We start from the raw sequence: 16,241 nt of genomic DNA, 5'->3' as shown, positions 1-16,241 counted from the left end.
AATCTATGAGAGAAGAGTTTGAAAAGCTGGCCGCAGCCGGGAAGCTCGAAGTAAAGCACATCGAGGCCTTGGTTGCTCTTACCACCAGTGGGTATTGCCATCACCGCAGTTGGGGGTTTGGCCGCATCAAAGCCATTGATACGGTCTTTTCGAGATTTACCATCGATTTCCAGACCAAGTCTGGACACTACATGGATCTCGGATTTGCGGCCGAATCTCTTCGCCCCATTCCTCGGGACCATATCCTGGCGCGCAAGGCGGCTGATCTTGAGGGGTTGCGGCAAATGGCAGCCCTGCATCATCTAGACTTGATTAAGTTGGTAATCCAGAGCTTCAGTGGCCGGGCTACTCTCGAGCAGATCCAACAGGTGTTGGTGCCTGACGTTATTGCCGACGATTGGCGCAAATGGTGGGAGGTTGCGAAGAAAGAAATGAAGAAGGATGGGCATTTCCAGATCCCTGCCAAGAAGTCTGACGCCATCATCTATCAAGTGCAGGAAACGGCGCTATCCGAACGACTGCTTTCCGAATTCCGATCGGCCAAAGGTTTGAAAGCCAAGACTACGTCTTGCAACGAGGCTCTCAAGAGCTTCTCAGACTTGACGGATCGGGCCACGGTTGCGAATGAGATGATCGCTGCCCTCAACGGCGAAATTGCGACCTATCTTCGGACCCAACCCTCCGTGGCACTCGAAGGCATCTTCGTTCGGGACGATCTGTGTGCCGCTGCTGGGTTGACCCCGTCTGCTGACGAAATCAAGACCACGGCAGTTTGGAGTCAGGACATCAAGTTTGCTCAAATTTTTGAGCAGATCTCCATTGGGAAGCACAAGAGGGCGTTGCAGTCGTTCCGTGATTCGGCTCCCACTCTTTGGCACGAGGCGTTGCTCGGATCCTTGAACAGCCTCTCCGCAAAGGCGACCGGTGAATGTGCGACGATGCTGATCTCCGAAGGAAAGATGCCTCAACTCAAGGACGCATTGGCGATGCTGATCAGTCGCCACAGCGCCAGTAGTGAATTGCTTCTCTGGTTGGCCAAGGAGCGCTCAGACTCCTTCGCGGACATCCTCGGTCCGGAAGTGTTTCGGGCCATGCTCACCGCGATCGAGCGCGACCAGTTTAATGAGAAAAAGTCCAACCGCTTGCGGGATTACATCATGGATGATCAGCAGTTGCTGGTCGACTTGATCGGTTCAGCCGATTTGGAGGTGATCAAGGACTTGACGCGGGCTCTTCAACTCTCGCCCTGCTTCGACGACATGGACAAGCGCTCCTTGCTCGCGCGGATCGTCAAGAGCTACCCGGCGGTCCAAAGTCTCATCTCTGGCGAGCAATCCAAGCAGGACAACGGGCTCGTGGTATCCTGGGAGAGCCTCGAACGACGCAAACTCGAATACAACGAACTCGTTCAGAAGACCATCCCCGCCAACTCGAAGGAAATCGCCATTGCTCGAAGTTATGGGGACTTGCGCGAGAACCATGAGTATAAGGCGGCGAAGGAGATGCAGAAGATTCTCATGCGACGCAAGGCCGAACTAGAGGCTCAACTCATTCGAGCTCGGGGCACGGATTTTGCCAACGCAAAATCCGACATCGTCAGCATAGGAACTCATGTCGACGTTTCGAACCTGATTTCCAACCAGCGGGAGCGCTATACGATTCTTGGAGCTTGGGACTCAGCTCCCGAGAAGAACATTATTAGCTACCTTACCCCTGTCGCCCAAGCTTTGCTCAACAAGAAACCGGGTGAGTCGGTAGAGTTTGAGCTCGAGGGACAAAAACGGGCCCTCAAAGTGGAGTCTATTGAGTTGTTCTTTAAGGCGTAATATTCTATTAGAGAATAGGTTAAGTGTAGATTTAGGGACGGCCCTTCGGGGCCGTTCTTTTTTTTGAGGGTGGCCTATTGCGCCACGTCTGCCTGCGGCCCGAATCCCAGTTGGCATCGGTCAGCTAGGGGGCAATATATGCCGCTCTAGGCTCGTTTCGAAGATCGGCCCGTAGTTTGCTCCCAAGGCAGTGTGTATTTGGAATACTATGGTCTAACTGAACCGCCGTTCACGATTACACCTAATCCGCGGTTTTTATTCTATAGCGCGCGCCATCGGGAAGCGTTCAACCACATGCTCTACGGCATTCGGGAACGCAAAGGGTTCGTTCAGCTGACTGGGGAGGTGGGAGCTGGCAAGACCACTCTCTGCCGAGCATTGTTGGAAGAGCTCGGCAAAAATTTCTCCACTGCGCTGATATTGAACCCGGTGCTAAACAACGACGAGCTTCTGCGGGCGGTTGCGACGGAATTCGGGCTTGAAGTCAAGGGTGCCACCCGCTTGGAAGTTCTGGCGGAGATCAATCGCTTTTTGCTTTCTGAGGCGCAGAAGGAGCGGGAGGTGCTGCTGATCATTGATGAGGCGCAGAACCTGAGCAACGAGTCATTGGAGCAGATCCGCCTGCTCTCAAATCTGGAGACCAATGATCGCAAGTTGCTTCAGATTGTCCTAATGGGCCAACCTGAATTGCGCGACCGTCTGGAAGATCACTCGCTCCGTCAACTCCGTCAGCGGATCACGATTCGCTACCATCTCACTCCCCTCAGTCGTCAAGAGATTCGGCAGTATGTGCAACATCGACTGACGGTATCCGGAGCCAAGGGCACTCCTACTTTCACCGGCCCCGCAATTTGGCGGCTTTACCATTACTCCAAGGGGATTCCGCGATTGGTCAACGCGCTCTGCGACAAGTGTTTGTTGGCTGGATTCGTCAAGCATACCGATCAGATTGATTTTGGCACCGTGGGTAGAGCAATCAGTGAGTTGGAGGGAAAAATTAGCATATGAGTCTTATCAACGACGCCCTCAAGAGGGCGAATGAACAGAAGGCGAAGCACGTCAGTGCAGGAGAGCTTGGCTCTACGATGCAGACGGTGGAGGCCTCGTCCGATGAAACCAGGCTGTGGCCCATCGCACTCTTTGCGGTGCTCCTCGTCGGGGCGCTTTGGCTTGGGTGGAGTGGGATCCACTCTGGTTCGTCTCCAGAGCCCGAGAACCCAGGTCCAACCGAAGTCAATGCCCGGGTAACCGAACCCGCGCTGGCTCCACCCCCTACAGCTTCTCCTGACTCTACCGGCCTCCGGTCTGCGGTCGGGACGGTGGAACCCCTGGCTCCGGATCCCGCAAAAGTCACCGCCTTCACCCCACCGCGTGCCCTTCCTACCTCGGAGGCTCCGCCAGTTCTCCCGCTTGCTCCTCTGCCTGCCCCTCAGGCTCGTGCGGCCCTAGCGCCGAAGACGGACTCGCCTGCGTCAGTGGCCCCGGCGACTCCTCCTGCTCCAGCCGTCGCAGGCTCCACTCCCTCTTCGCCTCCCAACACATTCCCTAAGCTGAGCCTCCAGGGAATCTACTATCGGCCTTCCCGACCCTCCGCCGTGATCAATTCGAAGACGGTTTTTGTGGGGGACAGAGTTCAACAGGCCAAGATCTTAGCCATTGATCGTTATGAGGTTACGGTTCAATGGAACAACGAAGTGCGGGTTCTCGCATTCCAATAATGACCGTGGGTCACCACAATATCCATGTCCCGATGAATCGAACCTTGGTTCAAAAGGCAAGCCCCAAGAAGAGGGGTCGAAAGTCCACCTCCAGAAACGAGTTGTCACCTATGCGCCTCATGTTACATTCCGGACGCTATCACAAGACGAAACCAAGTATGAGCAACCATTTTGCTGGTACCGCCGGTGTGAGTGACGTCGTTAGGAACTCATCACTCTACCGGGAGTTTCAGGCCGAGCGGGAGGAGATCCTCCGCCATAAGTGGCTTGAATCTGAGAAGTTGGGCTACGATATCGGCTTCGAAAGAGCGCTGACCGACTGGATTATCAAGCATCGTGCGAAGTGGCGTCGGTCTCGCCACTCGACGAGTCCTTTTGCTGCCCAGAACTAAGCTCCGTCGCCTGCGGGGGGGCGGCAGTTTGGCGGTCAGACGGGGCTAAGTTTTCAGTATCAATTCTTTCCTAGGACACCGAATGGATTTCCATTCCGGTGCTTTTTCATTTTTACTGCCACCCGTGACGACGAGCGCCACCATACTCATGACCGGACAAGCGATGCAGCGAGCCTTGGCGCGTATTGCCCACGAGATCGCCGAACGAAATGAAGATGGTCGACAAGTCATCTTGGCAGGCGTCCCTCGAGGCGGGGCGTTGCTCGCTACTCGCTTGGCGAAGCTATTGGAAGGCATTTGGCAACATCCCGTGGAATACGGAAGCTTGGATGTAAGCATGCATCGTGATGACCTTGATCAACAAGGGGTTATGGTCGTGCATGCCACTGACTTGCCCTCGGACATCAATGGCAAGACCGTGGTCATCGTGGATGATGTCCTCTTCAGTGGTCGCACGGCGCGCGCGGCTCTGGACGCACTTCACGATCTGGGACGGCCGCATCGAATTCAGTTGGCTGTTCTGATTGACCGAGGGCACCGGGAACTGCCGATCAAGCCTGATTTCGTTGGCAAAAACGTTCCTACCGCCCGGCAGGAGCGGGTGGACGTGTGTTTTCTTGAAGAACACGGTCAGGACTCCGTTCATTTGCATCGTTTATCTCCCCCATGAGCTGGACTCGAAAACATCTTCTGGATATCCAATCGCTTTCGTCGGCAGAGATCAACGCGGTCCTGGATACCGCTCGCGCCTTCAAAGCTGTGGGTGAGCGTGCCATTAAGAAAGTGCCTGCACTCCGGGGTAAGACGGTGGTGAATTTGTTTATCGAGCCCTCCACCCGCACTCGAATCAGTTTCGAGCTCGCGGCTCTGCGCCTTACCGCCGACATCATTAATTTCACTGCGGAGGCTTCCTCGCTCAAGAAGGGCGAGAGCCTAAAGGACACCGCGAAGAACCTCGAGGCGCTCAATGCGGACATCATCATTATTCGACATAGCGCTACCGGTGCCCCGCACTTCTTGAGCCGCTTCTTGAAAGGCAGTGTGATCAACGCTGGAGATGGAGCCCATGAACATCCTACTCAGGCGCTGCTCGATGTGTTCACGATACGTGAGCATAAAGGAAAGATTGAAGGCCTGAACGTCACCATTCTTGGGGACATCTTGTACAGCCGCGTAGCTCGATCCAACATCTGGGCGCTCCTGAAATTAGGCGCCAAGGTCACTCTTTGTGGCCCGAGTACCTTGGTTCCCAAAGTTTTCGAGGAGATGGGCTGCCAGGTGACCTATGATGTCAATGCGGCTATTGAGAACGCCGATGTCATCAACCTGCTTCGAATTCAGCACGAGCGACAGCGCAAGACGATGTTTCCCAGCATCGGTGAGTATAGCACACTCTTTGGTCTCTCTCGTGCGCGCTTTGCTCGGACCAAACCGGATGTGCTGATTATGCATCCCGGGCCCATCAATCGCGGGGTGGAGATTAATAGCGAGGTGGCCGATTGTGGTCGGTCGGTGATTTTGGAACAGGTCACCAATGGCCTCGCCATACGCATGGCGGTGCTGTTTCTGGTCAATGGTGGAAAGGGGCCCTTGGAGGTGGCTCACTGACCATCCATGATAGGTTGAGCACCTATGAACCCGCGGTTCCCTTCAGAACCTGCTGAAAGTCCGCCGCTCCTGGTCGAGATAGCCTCGTTTTGGCGTCACTACAATTGGTGCTATCTGGGGGAAAGACTGACGCAACCCAGTTTTCGTCTCGATGGTGCTGCCACTCGCCTGGGTGCCTGGCATCGTGAGACGCGGATGATCTCGCTCTCAGAGGCGCACGTTCTTCGTGATCCCTGGATGGGGGTCATGGAGACTCTTCGCCACGAGATGGCGCATCAATACGTGGATGAGATTTTGGGCGGCGATGACCCGGCTCCTCATGGTCCTAAGTTTAAAGAGGCCTGTCAGCTGCTTCGGGTGAGTCCTCACGCATCAGGCAACGGCGGAGAGGTCACGCCGGTCGTCGGTGGCATCCTGGAGGGCGACAACCCGATTCGGGAAAAGATCTCGAAGCTCCTGTCACTTGCCACCAGCTCCAATGAGCATGAAGCTCAGCTGGCCATGGAGAAGGCTCGCTATCTTCTGCTGAAGTACAATCTATCGCTCCAGGATGTGGGTGAGGCTGGCTCTCGCTATGGTGTGCGTCAACTGGGACGACCTCGAAGTCGGGTGCAGCGCTACGAAAATGCCATCGCGAGTTTGCTGCGGGACTTCTTTTTCGTGGAGGTCATTTGGGATCGAGGTTACGATCCGCTTTCTCAGAAGCGGGGGACTTTTTTGAAAATCCACGGAACGAAACTCAATCTCGACATGGCGGAGTATGTTGCGGCTTTCCTGGAGAACCTGCTTCCTCAGCTGTGGCGAGCGCACCAAAGAGCGGTGGGGCTGCGTTCCAATGCCGGCCGACTACACTACTACTGGGGTGTGGTGGTGGGTTTCTCCGAGAAGCTTCGCGGGCAAACGGATCGGTTGGCTCGGGAGCAGGCACTAGTCTGGAAGCAAGACCCTCGATTGACAGAGTTTTACCGATATGTTCATCCGCGAACCATCGCCCGACAATCGGCCGCAGTCCGGGTTCATGGCACTTTCCAGGATGGGGTTCAAGATGGGCGACAGGTTCGACTGAATCGTCCCGTCGGAAATTCCAGTTCCGGCGTGGTCCGTGGGCTTCTGAGTTAGGAGCCGCCGCTTCGAAATCAGTCGTTTTCTTCCGGGGAATCCGGTCGGCGGCTTCTGTCCGCACAAACTCCTCGGCGTGTCGCTTTCACAAAGTCCAAGAGCTGCTGGGCGGCCGGGCTTTGGAATGCAATAGAGGCTTCGTCAACAGCCGCCCTGAGCTGGTTGCCCCTGCGGAAAAGTAGGTGGTACAGACGCTTGAGCTCCAGTCTCTGTTCGGGAGTGAAGCCGGCGCGCCTTAGCCCGATGATGTTCAGTCCGCAAATCCGGTTGTCGCCCCTCGCGATGGCGAACGGGGGTAGGTCTTTGCTGATCGCCGAGCCTCCCTGCATGAGTGACAGCGTACCGACCCTCACGAACTGGTGAACTAGACAATTTCCGGAAATGAACGCGCGATCCATGACGGTGACATGCCCGGCGATGAGTGCCCCGTTGGCGATGATGTTGTGGTCACCGAGAATCGTGTTGTGGCCGATATGGCTATTTGCCATCAGAAAGTTCGAGTGGCCGATGCGTGTCGCATCCGCCAGCTTGTTGGAGCGGTGAACGGTGGTGTGCTCGCGGAAGACGTTATTGTCTCCAATGGTGAGCCTGGTGGGTGCGCCGTCGTACTTCAAATCCTGCGGGGCATCCCCGATCACAGCCCCCGAATGAAAGAGGTTGTTGGCTCCGATGGTTGTATGGCCGGTGAGGTGTACGTGCGGTCCGATTCGGCACCCTGGCCCCACGGTGACATGAGCATCGATCACGACATAGGGACCCACCTGAACCGAAGGATCCAGCGTCGCACGCGCATCGATAGTAGCCGTCGGATGAATAAGGCTCATTTGGCTAGCAGAATTGAACACAGGAATATCAGGGGGGATCAAAACAATTCGCATTTGACCTGGAGTTAGGCTGGGTGAAAGTGGAGCTGTGCAATTTGATCCTGTGCTCCGCGTGGAGCGATTGTCCAAAACCTATGCCTCCAGCCATGGGACGCTCACTGTGCTCAGCGAGGTGAGTTTTTCGCTCTGCGCCGGTGACTCCTGTGCCATTGTCGGCCCTTCAGGCAGCGGCAAGACCACCTTGCTGGGATTGGCCGCCGGCCTCGATCGCCCAAGCACCGGTGACGTATGGTTGGGCGGGACTCTCCTGAGCTCTCTGGACGAGGATGGGCGTGCCCGCATCCGAAACGAAAGTGTTGGGTTTATTTTTCAGAGCTTTCAGCTGCTTCCGACTCTCACCGCCTGGGAAAATGTGATGATCCCGTTGGAGCTTCGGGGCACTGCTGATGCCGCGGGTCCGGCTCGCGCGCTGCTGGAGAGGGTGGGGCTGGGAGCTCGGTTGGATCACTATCCTTCCCAACTCTCTGGAGGGGAGCAACAGCGCGTGGCCATCGCCCGGGCCTTTGTGAATCGCCCGAAGGTCCTGTTTGCTGATGAACCGACCGGCAACCTGGATCATGCCACCGCTCAGCAGATCGTGGAAATGCTTTTCGAGCTCAACGCAGGCGAGAAAACCGCGCTCGTTTTGGTGACTCATGATCGGGAGCTTGCCGCCCGTGCGGGACAGATGATCCGGTTGCGTGGAGGAAAGGTGGTAGGCTCCGAATGATCGCCATGATTCGTGCCTTGCTGCGGCCCTGGACGTGGACGATGGCCTGGCGCGAAAGCCGGCAGCGCCGCCGCAGGCTGGCTCTTTTCGGCAGCTCCATCGTTTTGGGCATAGCGGCGCTCACAGCGATTGGCTCGCTGCGAGATCAGATTAACCAATCGATTGAAGTTCAGGCTAAATCCTTGCTCGGAGCGGACTTGGTCCTCGCTGGGCGCAGTCGGTTCGGGGTGGAGGAGGAGGCGTTGTTTAGGTCGATCGGTGGGGAGCAGGCCCGGGAGGTCGATTTCTCCTCCATGGTTATTTTTCCAGCCTCCCGTGGTACCCGATTGGTTCAGGTGCGCGTCATCGAGGGTGATTTTCCTTTTTACGGAGAGCTGGAATCCTTGCCCCCGGGTAGCCTGGATCGTTGGCGTGAGACGGGAGGGGCTCTAGTCGAGGAGAGTCTGCTGGCTCAATTCCAGGCGCAGGTTGGTGATGATCTGAGAGTGGGGGATCTTTCACTCAAAGTGGTGGGGCGCTTACAGCGCGTCCCTGGGGACTCCATGGCCTTCACCACCCTGGCTCCTCGGGTCTATCTACGGAAGAGCGATCTGGCCCGGGGAAACTTGCTTAGGGAAGGTAGCTTGGCTCGATATAAGGTCTATTTTCGACTGGCACCTGGAGAGTCTGCGGAGGCGTGGGCTAAGCAGCTCAAACCGGAGCTCGATCGGCTGCGACTGGGTCATACCACCGTTGAGAAACGGCAGGAGGACCTCGGTGACTCCATGGAGAATCTGGCGAACTTTTTGAGCCTGATTGGGTTCGTTGCTCTCCTGTTAGGCGGTATCGGGGTGTCCAGTGCCATCCATACCCACATTCGTGAGAAACTTCCCGGTGTCGCGATGCTGCGCTGCCTCGGGGCTTCCCAGGCGCAAACATTCTCCATCTATCTGGCGCAGGCCATGGCTCTGGGCGTGCTGGCTTCTTTGGTGGGTGTGATCCTGGGTCTGGCAACCGAGCGAGTTTTGCCCTGGGTAATGGGAGATTTCCTCCAGTTGAAGATAGATTCCTCACTGAACCTGTGGCGCGGGCTTCAGGGACTGTTGCTGGGGACTGTTTTCTGTTTAATCTTCGCCCTCTTGCCTCTGCTGGCCGTGCGTCGCACCTCCCCGCTGGCGGCCTTACGCTTGGCCGCCGGCAGCGAAGGAGGAAGGCGCGTCCCCTGGGACGCAGTGGCGGTCTACCTTCTAATCCTATTCGCTGCCGGCACGTTTGCGGTTCAGCACACTCAAAAGTGGCGACATGGTATCGGGTTTGCCGTCGGTTTGCTGGCGGCGTTTGCTCTCCTGGCTTCACTAGCGCGCGGACTGATGCTTGCGGCGCGGGCGATAGCGCCGCGCTTTCTCCCCTTTGCGGGGAGGCAGGGGGTCGCGAATCTGCATCGCCCCAACAATCGCACCACCCTCCTCATGCTCTCCCTGGGCTTGGGCACGTTCGTGCTCCTGACTTTGTACCTCGCCCAAAACACGCTGCTGACGCAGCTGATTAAGGATCGGGGGTCGGATCGCCCAAACACAATCTTCTTTGACATTCAGCCTGATCAACAAGCAGGGGTCACAGAATTACTTCAAAGCCGGGGCATTCCCTTAATGGAACAGGCTCCCATTGTTACCATGCGCCTTTCCAAGCTGAAGGAGAGGACTGTGGATGAGTTGCTGGCCGATACGAATCGTGTGGTGGCGAAGTGGGCTCTGAGGAGGGAATACCGCTCGACGTGGAGGGCCGAGTTGGCCAATTCCGAGAGTCTGGTGGTGGGATCCTGGCATCCCCCCTTCGATCCCTCGCGGGAGTTCATCCCGGTATCGGTCGAGGAGGGGATTGCTCGAGAGCTGGGTGTCGGTCTCGGAGACGAATTGGTCTTTGATCTCCAGGGCGTGCCTTTGAGCACCCGGGTTGCTAGCCTCCGCAAGGTGGATTGGCGGCGCATGCAGCCCAACTTTTTTGTCGTCTTCCCGCCCGGGTCTTTGGAAGGGGCGCCGGCGTTTCATGTGTTTGTGACCCGCACCAAGTCCGCGGAAGAATCAGCCGAGATTCAAAGGAGTGTTGTGGAGCGGTTTCCCAATGTTTCGGCAATCGACCTGACCTTGGTGCTGAACACCCTGGACGCGATCCTCAGCAAGGTTTCGCTGGCGTTGCGTTTCATGGCGCTTTTTACGGTGGCAACGGGGCTGTTGGTCTTAGCTGGGGCGGTGCTGGTGAGTCGGCATCAGCGCATGAAGGAATCCGTACTGCTCCGGACCTTGGGCGCTTCGCGGGCCCAGCTGCAGCGGATTCTGGTGTGGGAATACGCCAGCCTCGGGTTCCTGGCCGGCTCCACGGGGACCGTTTTGGCGATCGCTGCATCCTGGGCGCTGGCCCACTTCGTTTTTCGAACCTCCTACCTGCTCTCGGTGCTGCCGATCTTGATTGCTCCGCTAAGTGTCGCTTTACTGACAGTAGTTACTGGACTGCTCAGCAGTCGAACCGCATCGGAGCTTCCGCCGCTCGAGCTGTTGCGGGAGGAGGCTTCCTAGCAAGTATTCCTAAAACATATTGCTGCGCACTGGCGGCTTTTGCAGAATGACGCTCCCGTGAGTCAGGCAGGATGCCACACTATTTTGACTCTGGTTTGGCTCGTATCAGCCAGCTCAGGGTTTGCAGCAGGCTCGTTGCCTCCTTTGGTTACCCAGGAGGTGGCCGCGCCTTTGTTGCTGGCCTATCCGAAGCATCCGGAGACCTCTCCGCAAATCTCCTCACCCCTGTCAGTGTCGACGGGAACCTCCTCGAACCTAATGGTTGGTGCGGGCAGTGTGGGTTCGGGATTCTCTCGGCTCGCTGTTCCGGCATCCCAGCTTGGAAGCATGAGCAACTCGCTGGTGCCATCCTCCTCGCCCCTGACCAACGGGCTGGTCGCGTTTCCTCCAGCGCCCCCGCCGGTTTCGACCGCCAGGCATCCCCTCCAGCCGCTCATCCAAGCGAACCCCATGCGCAATCCGCTGATCTCGCTGTTCGAGTGGGCGGGAAACCTGGGATTGGTGGCTCCTCGACGTGTGGCGGAGAATCCCCAGCCAACCTACGAGGTCGCGACGGCCATGGGGAGAGCGCTGATCCGTGTGGGATCGACCCGAGCGACCATTCGAGGTGTGGATGTCATGCTCGGGCATTTACCGCAGTTCGTGAATGGGCAGCCTTGCGTGCATCGCGTGGATTACCAGAAAACCCTTCACCCCCTCCTCTGGCCCATCCAGCCGGTCTGGTGGTCTACGAATCGGCTGATTGTCATCGATCCGGGGCATGGCGGCAAAGACGCCGGGAGTGAGAGTGTCGATCGCCGCTACTTTGAGGAGCGAGTCACCCTGGATTGGGCGCACCGTTTAGCCTTGGTGTTGCAGAAGCACGGGTATCGGGTCGCGCTGACACGAACCAACGATGCTGACATGTCTCTGGCGGAACGAGTGCTTTTCGCTGAGACCCTTAAGGCGGATCTGTTTGTCAGCCTCCATTTTAACTCGGCGTATCCGGTCAATCACAAACGCGGCTTGGAGACCTTTGTTCTGACTCCGCCCGGTCTGGCCTCCTCGGTTGTTCGGGATGGAGAAGACAATCTGCGGTTGGCTTTTCCAAACAACGGGTTCGATCTTGAAAACCTCAACCTGGCTTGGCGTGTGCACAAATCGGTGATCGCGCGATCCGGAGCGATAGACCGTGGGGTGCAGCGGGCTCGCTTCATGGGCGTTCTTCGAGGACAGTCTCGCCCCGCCATCCTGATCGAAGGAGGGTATTTGTCCAACCCGGAGGATGCCAAGCGAATCGGTGAGGCCGCCTATCGCCAGCGATTGGCTGAGGGTGTCGCTGCCGGGATCGCGGCGCTGGATCCGGTGCCGGTCTTGGAACCGACCATCGGGCAGAGTGGTGAGCCAGCTGTGGACCGTGGTGCTAACTAGGTGAAATCTTGCTTGCTACACCGCAGCAACTTTAGATCGCCCCTTTCCAAATGTCTCAAATGCTGAAGTCCTCCGGTGCGATCGCGCTGGCCACTTTGTTAAGCCGGATCCTGGGTCTGGTTCGTGTGATGGCTTATGCTCACCTGATGGGCACGGGCCTGGTGGCGAGTGCCTTCACCTATGCATTCAGCATTCCGAATCTATTCCGACGCTTGCTGGGCGAGGGGGTGTTGACTGCGGCTTTCATCCCCCACTTTAAGGAGAAACAGAAGCTGGAGGGAGAACAGGAAATGTGGCGTGTGGCGAACGCGGTGCTGTCGGCGCTGCTGGTGGTTGCGACTGGGGTGGTGCTGCTGATGATGGCCGTGGCGACGCTGTTGATGTGGTCAGGATGGTTTAAACTCAAGACGGTGTTGATGCTGGATTTGATGAGGTGCATGTGTCCCTACCTGCTCCTGGTCTGCGTGGCTGCCTTTTTCATGGGCATCCTGAACGCTCGAGGACACTTTTTCGTTCCTGCGTTCGGCTCGGTGATGCTGAACGTGGTCATGATTGGTTCGGTGTTTCTCATCGCTCCCATGATGGGGCAAACCAAGGAGCGCCAAGTCTTCGGAATTGCTCTGGGGGTGGTATTGGCGGGGGCTGCTCAGGCGATCTACCAACTGCCGCTGCTGCGACGTGAGGGTTTTCGATTTCGCTGGATTACCCCTTGGAAGGATAAATCGGTGCTTTTTGTGGGGCGGCAGATGGTGCCTGGTATCCTGGGAGTGGCCGCGTTTCAGATCAATGTGCTGGTGAGTCAGGGCCTTGGCTTTTGGTTCGCCGATCATATCGTTTCCTCTTTTGATTACGCCGTGCGCCTCATGGAACTGCCGCAAGGTCTATTTGGCGTTTCCCTGGCCACTTATCTTCTGCCGACGCTTTCAGGCTTGGCGACCGACAAGAAGTATCCGGAGTTTCGTTCAACGTTACAACAAGGGTTGGGCTATGTGCTCACCTCCAACATCATGGCCGCAGTCTTGTTAATGGTTCTGGCCGAGCCGATCATCCGCCTGCTTTTTGAGCGGGGAAGTTTTGATGTCGTTGCCACCACCAGGGTCACCAAAGCCTTGGTCTTTCTCGCTCCGGCGCTGATCGCCTATTCGACGGTGAATATTCTCGCCCGGGCATTCTACGCGCTGGGTGACACCTCAACCCCCGCGCGCATCAGCATCTGTTGTCTCTTTTTGAATTTGGTCTTAACCGCCCTGTTTCTGGGACCCCTGGAGCAGGCCGGCATGGGCTTGGCCAATTCGATGACCGCTGCGATGAATGCGGGTTTGTTGCTGTTTGCCTTACGCAAGAAGCTGGGCCGCCTGGATTTTCAGCGCTTGCAGGGAAGTGTCACCGCGCTGGCGGGAGTAGCCTTGGTCAGCGGGGCAGTGGCCTGGCTGATTTTTCAAGGGTGGGAGCGTCACTTCGGACACGCTCAATTCTGGGTAAAAACCGGCGCGGTGTTTGTTCCTACCGCGTGCGCGGCCATCGTCTACCTCGCGCTGATCCGCCTCTTCCACATCGGTTACGGCAGCGAGGCCATCGATCAGGCGATGGCCAAGCTGCGTGCACGCTGGAGTCGCTGACAGACCGCTTCACTTCGACTCGAGCTCGTAGTCCGACGGTTTCAGGCCCTTCTTGAACTTGCCAAATCCGAAGAAAGTGGGGTGATACTCGCCCACAACGTCCGCCTTGCTGCTGGCCTTGATCTTCTTTTCCATGCCCAAACACCAATAGGAGGCGTTCACCATCAGGCGTCGAAGGCCTTCGCTCTCAAAGTCCGAGGCTGCGCCGATGGTGCTGCAGAGGATCCGGTTGACTTTCCCGTCTTCATTCTTGCGTTCACGCACCCAAATCAGGGGCATCATCGGATTGTTTTTGGGGCCTTCGATGGCCGCATCCGTTGGCTTCATGCCGGCCAGGATTTGTCCATAGGCAAGTACTTGGGCGTCGGCCGGCAGGTGGGTGATGCCATAAACATCACTCGGTCCCCAGATGTCGGTAACTCCTTTAAGGATCGGGTGCTTTTTCAGCTGCTCGTTGATGATCCCGCGGGTGCTCTGGCTCCCATGGTTACCATGGTGACTGATCCAAGTGTCCCCCAGGACTTGCTGGCCAAACCCGCCCGGCCATTCCTTACTTCGCCAATCGAACTTGGCGTATGGGCTTTTCTTGTTTCTTTCGTAGGAGAAGGCGTGGGTCGAGGTGCGCAGGCCGATGATCGGTTTGCCGGCGTTGTAGTAGTCGACGAAATACTTCATCTGGGCGTCAGGAAACTCGCGAAAACGCAGCAGCATAATCACTAGGTCCGCCGTTTGGATCGCCTCCAGACCCACGACGTTCGTTTGGTTGTTGGGGTCGATGGTTCCATCCGCCGGGTTCAGTGGGAAAAGTACCGTGCATTTGAAACCATGGTGCACCGCCAGAATTTTGGCGAGCATCGGCAGTGCCTCCTCGGAGCGGTATTCCTCGTCGCCGCTCAGAAAGACGATGTGCTTCCCACGCCCAGGGCCCTTCGTTCCTTCATAAACCACGCGGTCGGCTGCCGGAAGGGATGTGGCGCCGAGAACCATCAGAGCAGCGAGGAAGACTTGCAGTGTTTTCATGTGACTTTTGGATGAGAGCTGTTGGGATCCAGTTCAACGATCCGTTGAGGGAACGTCAAGGATGTTGATGCGGGATCTCCCAGGCCGTTGACAGCGAGCTACGTTGTCTTAAAAGTGGGGTCCTCTCGTGCGCTACTATTCCATTATTCCTGATCAGCCGGCCCAGGGACCCTGGACCGTTGACGAGCTTGTCAGTCTTTACCGCAAGGGGGCGATCGGACCTAACACTCCGGTCGAATCCGAGGACGGAGCAGTGCGGGTCAAGCTCGGGGAGCTTCTGGACCGCGATCGGCGCTTTTTCGATGCCTTTACCACGGGGCCTAGCTCCTCAGTCGCACCCAAGGAAGACCTCCGGCGTTTGACGGCTCATTTGTTGGTGCCATGGGATGAGCTCAGGTCGGGCCGATGGTTGCGACAGCGTCGGGCTCTATTGATCGCCGGGGTAGGCCTCATGCCCTTGGCAATCCTCGCCTATTTTGGCGAGGACGCGGGGATTCAGAAGGCGTACTGGGCAATGGCAGTCTACTTCTCGCTGCTCTGGGGGGGGTTTTTCTATCACGCGTTTCCGGCTCCGGACGTAAAACTGCGAGACGCCGCTTTCTGTCTGTTTGGCAGTGCTCTCAGCTGCACTCTGATTCTCTATGGGGTGTATCGGCTCACACCTACCGGATTCCTTCTACCCTGGATTCAATCGCCTTCCTTGCTTCGAACCTGGATCGGATTTGTCGGCGGAGTGGGAGTTGCTGAAGAGTTGTGCAAGGCAATGGTGCTCATCATTATGTTTCGGCGGAAGGATCAACTCTCACCGCACACCATGCTCTTCTACGGACTGATGGCTGGCCTGGGCTTTGGGCTCTTCGAGGGGGTGCGCTACCAGTGGCAGTTCAATCTGAACATGACCCAGAGTGCCCAGGGTTATTACCTTCTCAACGTCCTCCGACTGACGTCGCTTCCCTTTCTACACGCGGTTTGGACTGGCATCGCCGGATACTTCCTGGGTTTCGCTCTGCGCTACCCGGAACGTCGAGTGGGGCTTTGGATGACCGCCATTGGTTTGCCAGCAGTGTTGCACGGTACCTACAACACCTTCTCCCGGCATGGATTCGGCCTCTTTGTGGCAGTGTTCAGCGTCTTCGCGCTGAATCTCTATATGGCGCGCAGTATGGAATTGGACCGCCTTTTGCGCGAAGGGCGGGCTCGGGGGGAAGAAACTATTTAACCGAAAACCGGGAATGCACTAACCACGGATTGAACGGATGACACGGATTCGGAAGGGTTTGGGACATTCTTCAACGACAGATCGCACTCTCCTTCCGAGTGATGAGGTGATCTCTTCAAATCTTCGCCCATCCGTGCGATCCGCGAAATCCGTGGTTACAACCGC

General features: G+C 57.1%; 14 protein-coding genes. 12 read left to right on the top strand and 2 right to left on the bottom strand.

The features are described 5' to 3' along the window. Positions 1-5 precede the first annotated feature (5 nt). The 7 genes from JNN07_16725 (at position 6) to JNN07_16695 (ending at position 6,663) form a co-directional block, all read left to right on the top strand. A complete protein-coding gene (locus tag JNN07_16725; GenBank protein ID MBL9169387.1) occupies positions 6-1,826 on the top strand; it encodes a GreA/GreB family elongation factor in 1,821 nt (606 codons plus the stop codon). A gap of 192 nt (positions 1,827-2,018) precedes the next feature. Then, complete coding sequence (locus JNN07_16720; protein ID MBL9169386.1) at positions 2,019-2,834, top strand: AAA family ATPase; 816 nt, start codon at positions 2,019-2,021, stop codon at positions 2,832-2,834. Further along, a complete protein-coding gene (locus JNN07_16715; GenBank protein ID MBL9169385.1) occupies positions 2,831-3,544 on the top strand; it encodes a hypothetical protein in 714 nt (237 codons plus the stop codon). The genes JNN07_16720 and JNN07_16715 overlap by 4 nt, the downstream gene beginning before the upstream one ends. A 158-nt stretch (positions 3,545-3,702) precedes the next feature. After that, positions 3,703-3,936 (top strand): hypothetical protein, encoded by a 234-nt coding sequence (locus JNN07_16710; protein ID MBL9169384.1) that lies wholly within the window; start codon positions 3,703-3,705, stop codon positions 3,934-3,936. An 82-nt stretch (positions 3,937-4,018) separates the two neighbouring features. Next, positions 4,019-4,606, top strand: a complete 588-nt coding sequence (pyrR, locus tag JNN07_16705) for a bifunctional pyr operon transcriptional regulator/uracil phosphoribosyltransferase PyrR (GenBank protein ID MBL9169383.1) — start codon at positions 4,019-4,021, stop codon at positions 4,604-4,606. Further along, positions 4,603-5,544, top strand: coding sequence for an aspartate carbamoyltransferase catalytic subunit (locus tag JNN07_16700; protein MBL9169382.1), 942 nt, complete (start codon positions 4,603-4,605; stop codon positions 5,542-5,544). The genes pyrR and JNN07_16700 overlap by 4 nt, the downstream gene beginning before the upstream one ends. 24 nt (positions 5,545-5,568) lie before the next feature. Further along, positions 5,569-6,663: a DUF2786 domain-containing protein gene (locus tag JNN07_16695; protein MBL9169381.1), complete on the top strand. Its 1,095-nt coding sequence runs from the start codon at positions 5,569-5,571 to the stop codon at positions 6,661-6,663. A gap of 17 nt (positions 6,664-6,680) precedes the next feature. On the opposite strand, the gene lpxA is transcribed toward JNN07_16695, so the two are convergent. Continuing rightward, positions 6,681-7,487 carry an acyl-ACP--UDP-N-acetylglucosamine O-acyltransferase gene (gene lpxA, locus JNN07_16690; GenBank protein MBL9169380.1) on the bottom strand — a complete coding sequence of 269 codons (807 nt, stop codon included), beginning with the start codon at positions 7,485-7,487 and terminating at the stop codon, positions 6,681-6,683. 103 nt (positions 7,488-7,590) lie between these two features. Between lpxA and JNN07_16685 the strand changes: the two genes are divergently transcribed. The 4 genes from JNN07_16685 (at position 7,591) to murJ (ending at position 13,837) form a co-directional block, all read left to right on the top strand. After that, positions 7,591-8,256 (top strand): ABC transporter ATP-binding protein, encoded by a 666-nt coding sequence (locus JNN07_16685; protein MBL9169379.1) that lies wholly within the window; start codon positions 7,591-7,593, stop codon positions 8,254-8,256. Between the two features lie 5 nt (positions 8,257-8,261). Continuing rightward, positions 8,262-10,808: an ABC transporter permease gene (locus JNN07_16680; protein MBL9169378.1), complete on the top strand. Its 2,547-nt coding sequence runs from the start codon at positions 8,262-8,264 to the stop codon at positions 10,806-10,808. A 327-nt stretch (positions 10,809-11,135) separates the two neighbouring features. Next, positions 11,136-12,218 (top strand): N-acetylmuramoyl-L-alanine amidase, encoded by a 1,083-nt coding sequence (locus tag JNN07_16675; GenBank protein MBL9169377.1) that lies wholly within the window; start codon positions 11,136-11,138, stop codon positions 12,216-12,218. A gap of 59 nt (positions 12,219-12,277) precedes the next feature. Further along, on the top strand, positions 12,278-13,837 hold the full coding sequence (murJ, locus tag JNN07_16670) for a murein biosynthesis integral membrane protein MurJ (GenBank protein ID MBL9169376.1): 1,560 nt from the start codon (positions 12,278-12,280) through the stop codon (positions 13,835-13,837). Between the two features lie 9 nt (positions 13,838-13,846). On the opposite strand, the gene JNN07_16665 is transcribed toward murJ, so the two are convergent. Continuing rightward, complete coding sequence (locus JNN07_16665; protein ID MBL9169375.1) at positions 13,847-14,857, bottom strand: ThuA domain-containing protein; 1,011 nt, start codon at positions 14,855-14,857, stop codon at positions 13,847-13,849. A 127-nt stretch (positions 14,858-14,984) separates the two neighbouring features. Here JNN07_16665 and JNN07_16660 point away from each other — a divergent pair, with 127 nt between their 5' ends. Then, positions 14,985-16,076 (top strand): PrsW family intramembrane metalloprotease, encoded by a 1,092-nt coding sequence (locus JNN07_16660; protein MBL9169374.1) that lies wholly within the window; start codon positions 14,985-14,987, stop codon positions 16,074-16,076. The last annotated feature ends 165 nt before the right edge of the window (positions 16,077-16,241 follow it).

It is taken from the genome of Verrucomicrobiales bacterium (genome assembly GCA_016793885.1).
Taxonomy (GTDB): Bacteria; Verrucomicrobiota; Verrucomicrobiia; order Limisphaerales; family UBA11320; genus UBA11320.
This window is presented reverse-complemented; position numbering and strand designations above follow the sequence as displayed.

Bases quoted from the DNA above. Each gene is read 5' to 3' on its own strand.
- JNN07_16700 (MBL9169382.1), top strand. From the start codon at position 4,603: ATGAGCTGGACTCGAAAACATCTTCTGGATATCCAATCGCTTTCGTCG.
- JNN07_16725 (MBL9169387.1), top strand. From the start codon at position 6: ATGAGAGAAGAGTTTGAAAAGCTGGCCGCAGCCGGGAAGCTCGAAGTA.
- JNN07_16665 (MBL9169375.1), bottom strand. From the start codon at position 14,857: ATGAAAACACTGCAAGTCTTCCTCGCTGCTCTGATGGTTCTCGGCGCC.
- JNN07_16675 (MBL9169377.1), top strand. From the start codon at position 11,136: ATGAGCAACTCGCTGGTGCCATCCTCCTCGCCCCTGACCAACGGGCTG.
- JNN07_16715 (MBL9169385.1), top strand. From the start codon at position 2,831: ATGAGTCTTATCAACGACGCCCTCAAGAGGGCGAATGAACAGAAGGCG.
- JNN07_16680 (MBL9169378.1), top strand. From the start codon at position 8,262: ATGATTCGTGCCTTGCTGCGGCCCTGGACGTGGACGATGGCCTGGCGC.
- JNN07_16710 (MBL9169384.1), top strand. From the start codon at position 3,703: ATGAGCAACCATTTTGCTGGTACCGCCGGTGTGAGTGACGTCGTTAGG.
- murJ (MBL9169376.1), top strand. From the start codon at position 12,278: ATGCTGAAGTCCTCCGGTGCGATCGCGCTGGCCACTTTGTTAAGCCGG.
- lpxA (MBL9169380.1), bottom strand. From the start codon at position 7,487: ATGAGCCTTATTCATCCGACGGCTACTATCGATGCGCGTGCGACGCTG.
- pyrR (MBL9169383.1), top strand. From the start codon at position 4,019: ATGGATTTCCATTCCGGTGCTTTTTCATTTTTACTGCCACCCGTGACG.
- JNN07_16695 (MBL9169381.1), top strand. From the start codon at position 5,569: ATGAACCCGCGGTTCCCTTCAGAACCTGCTGAAAGTCCGCCGCTCCTG.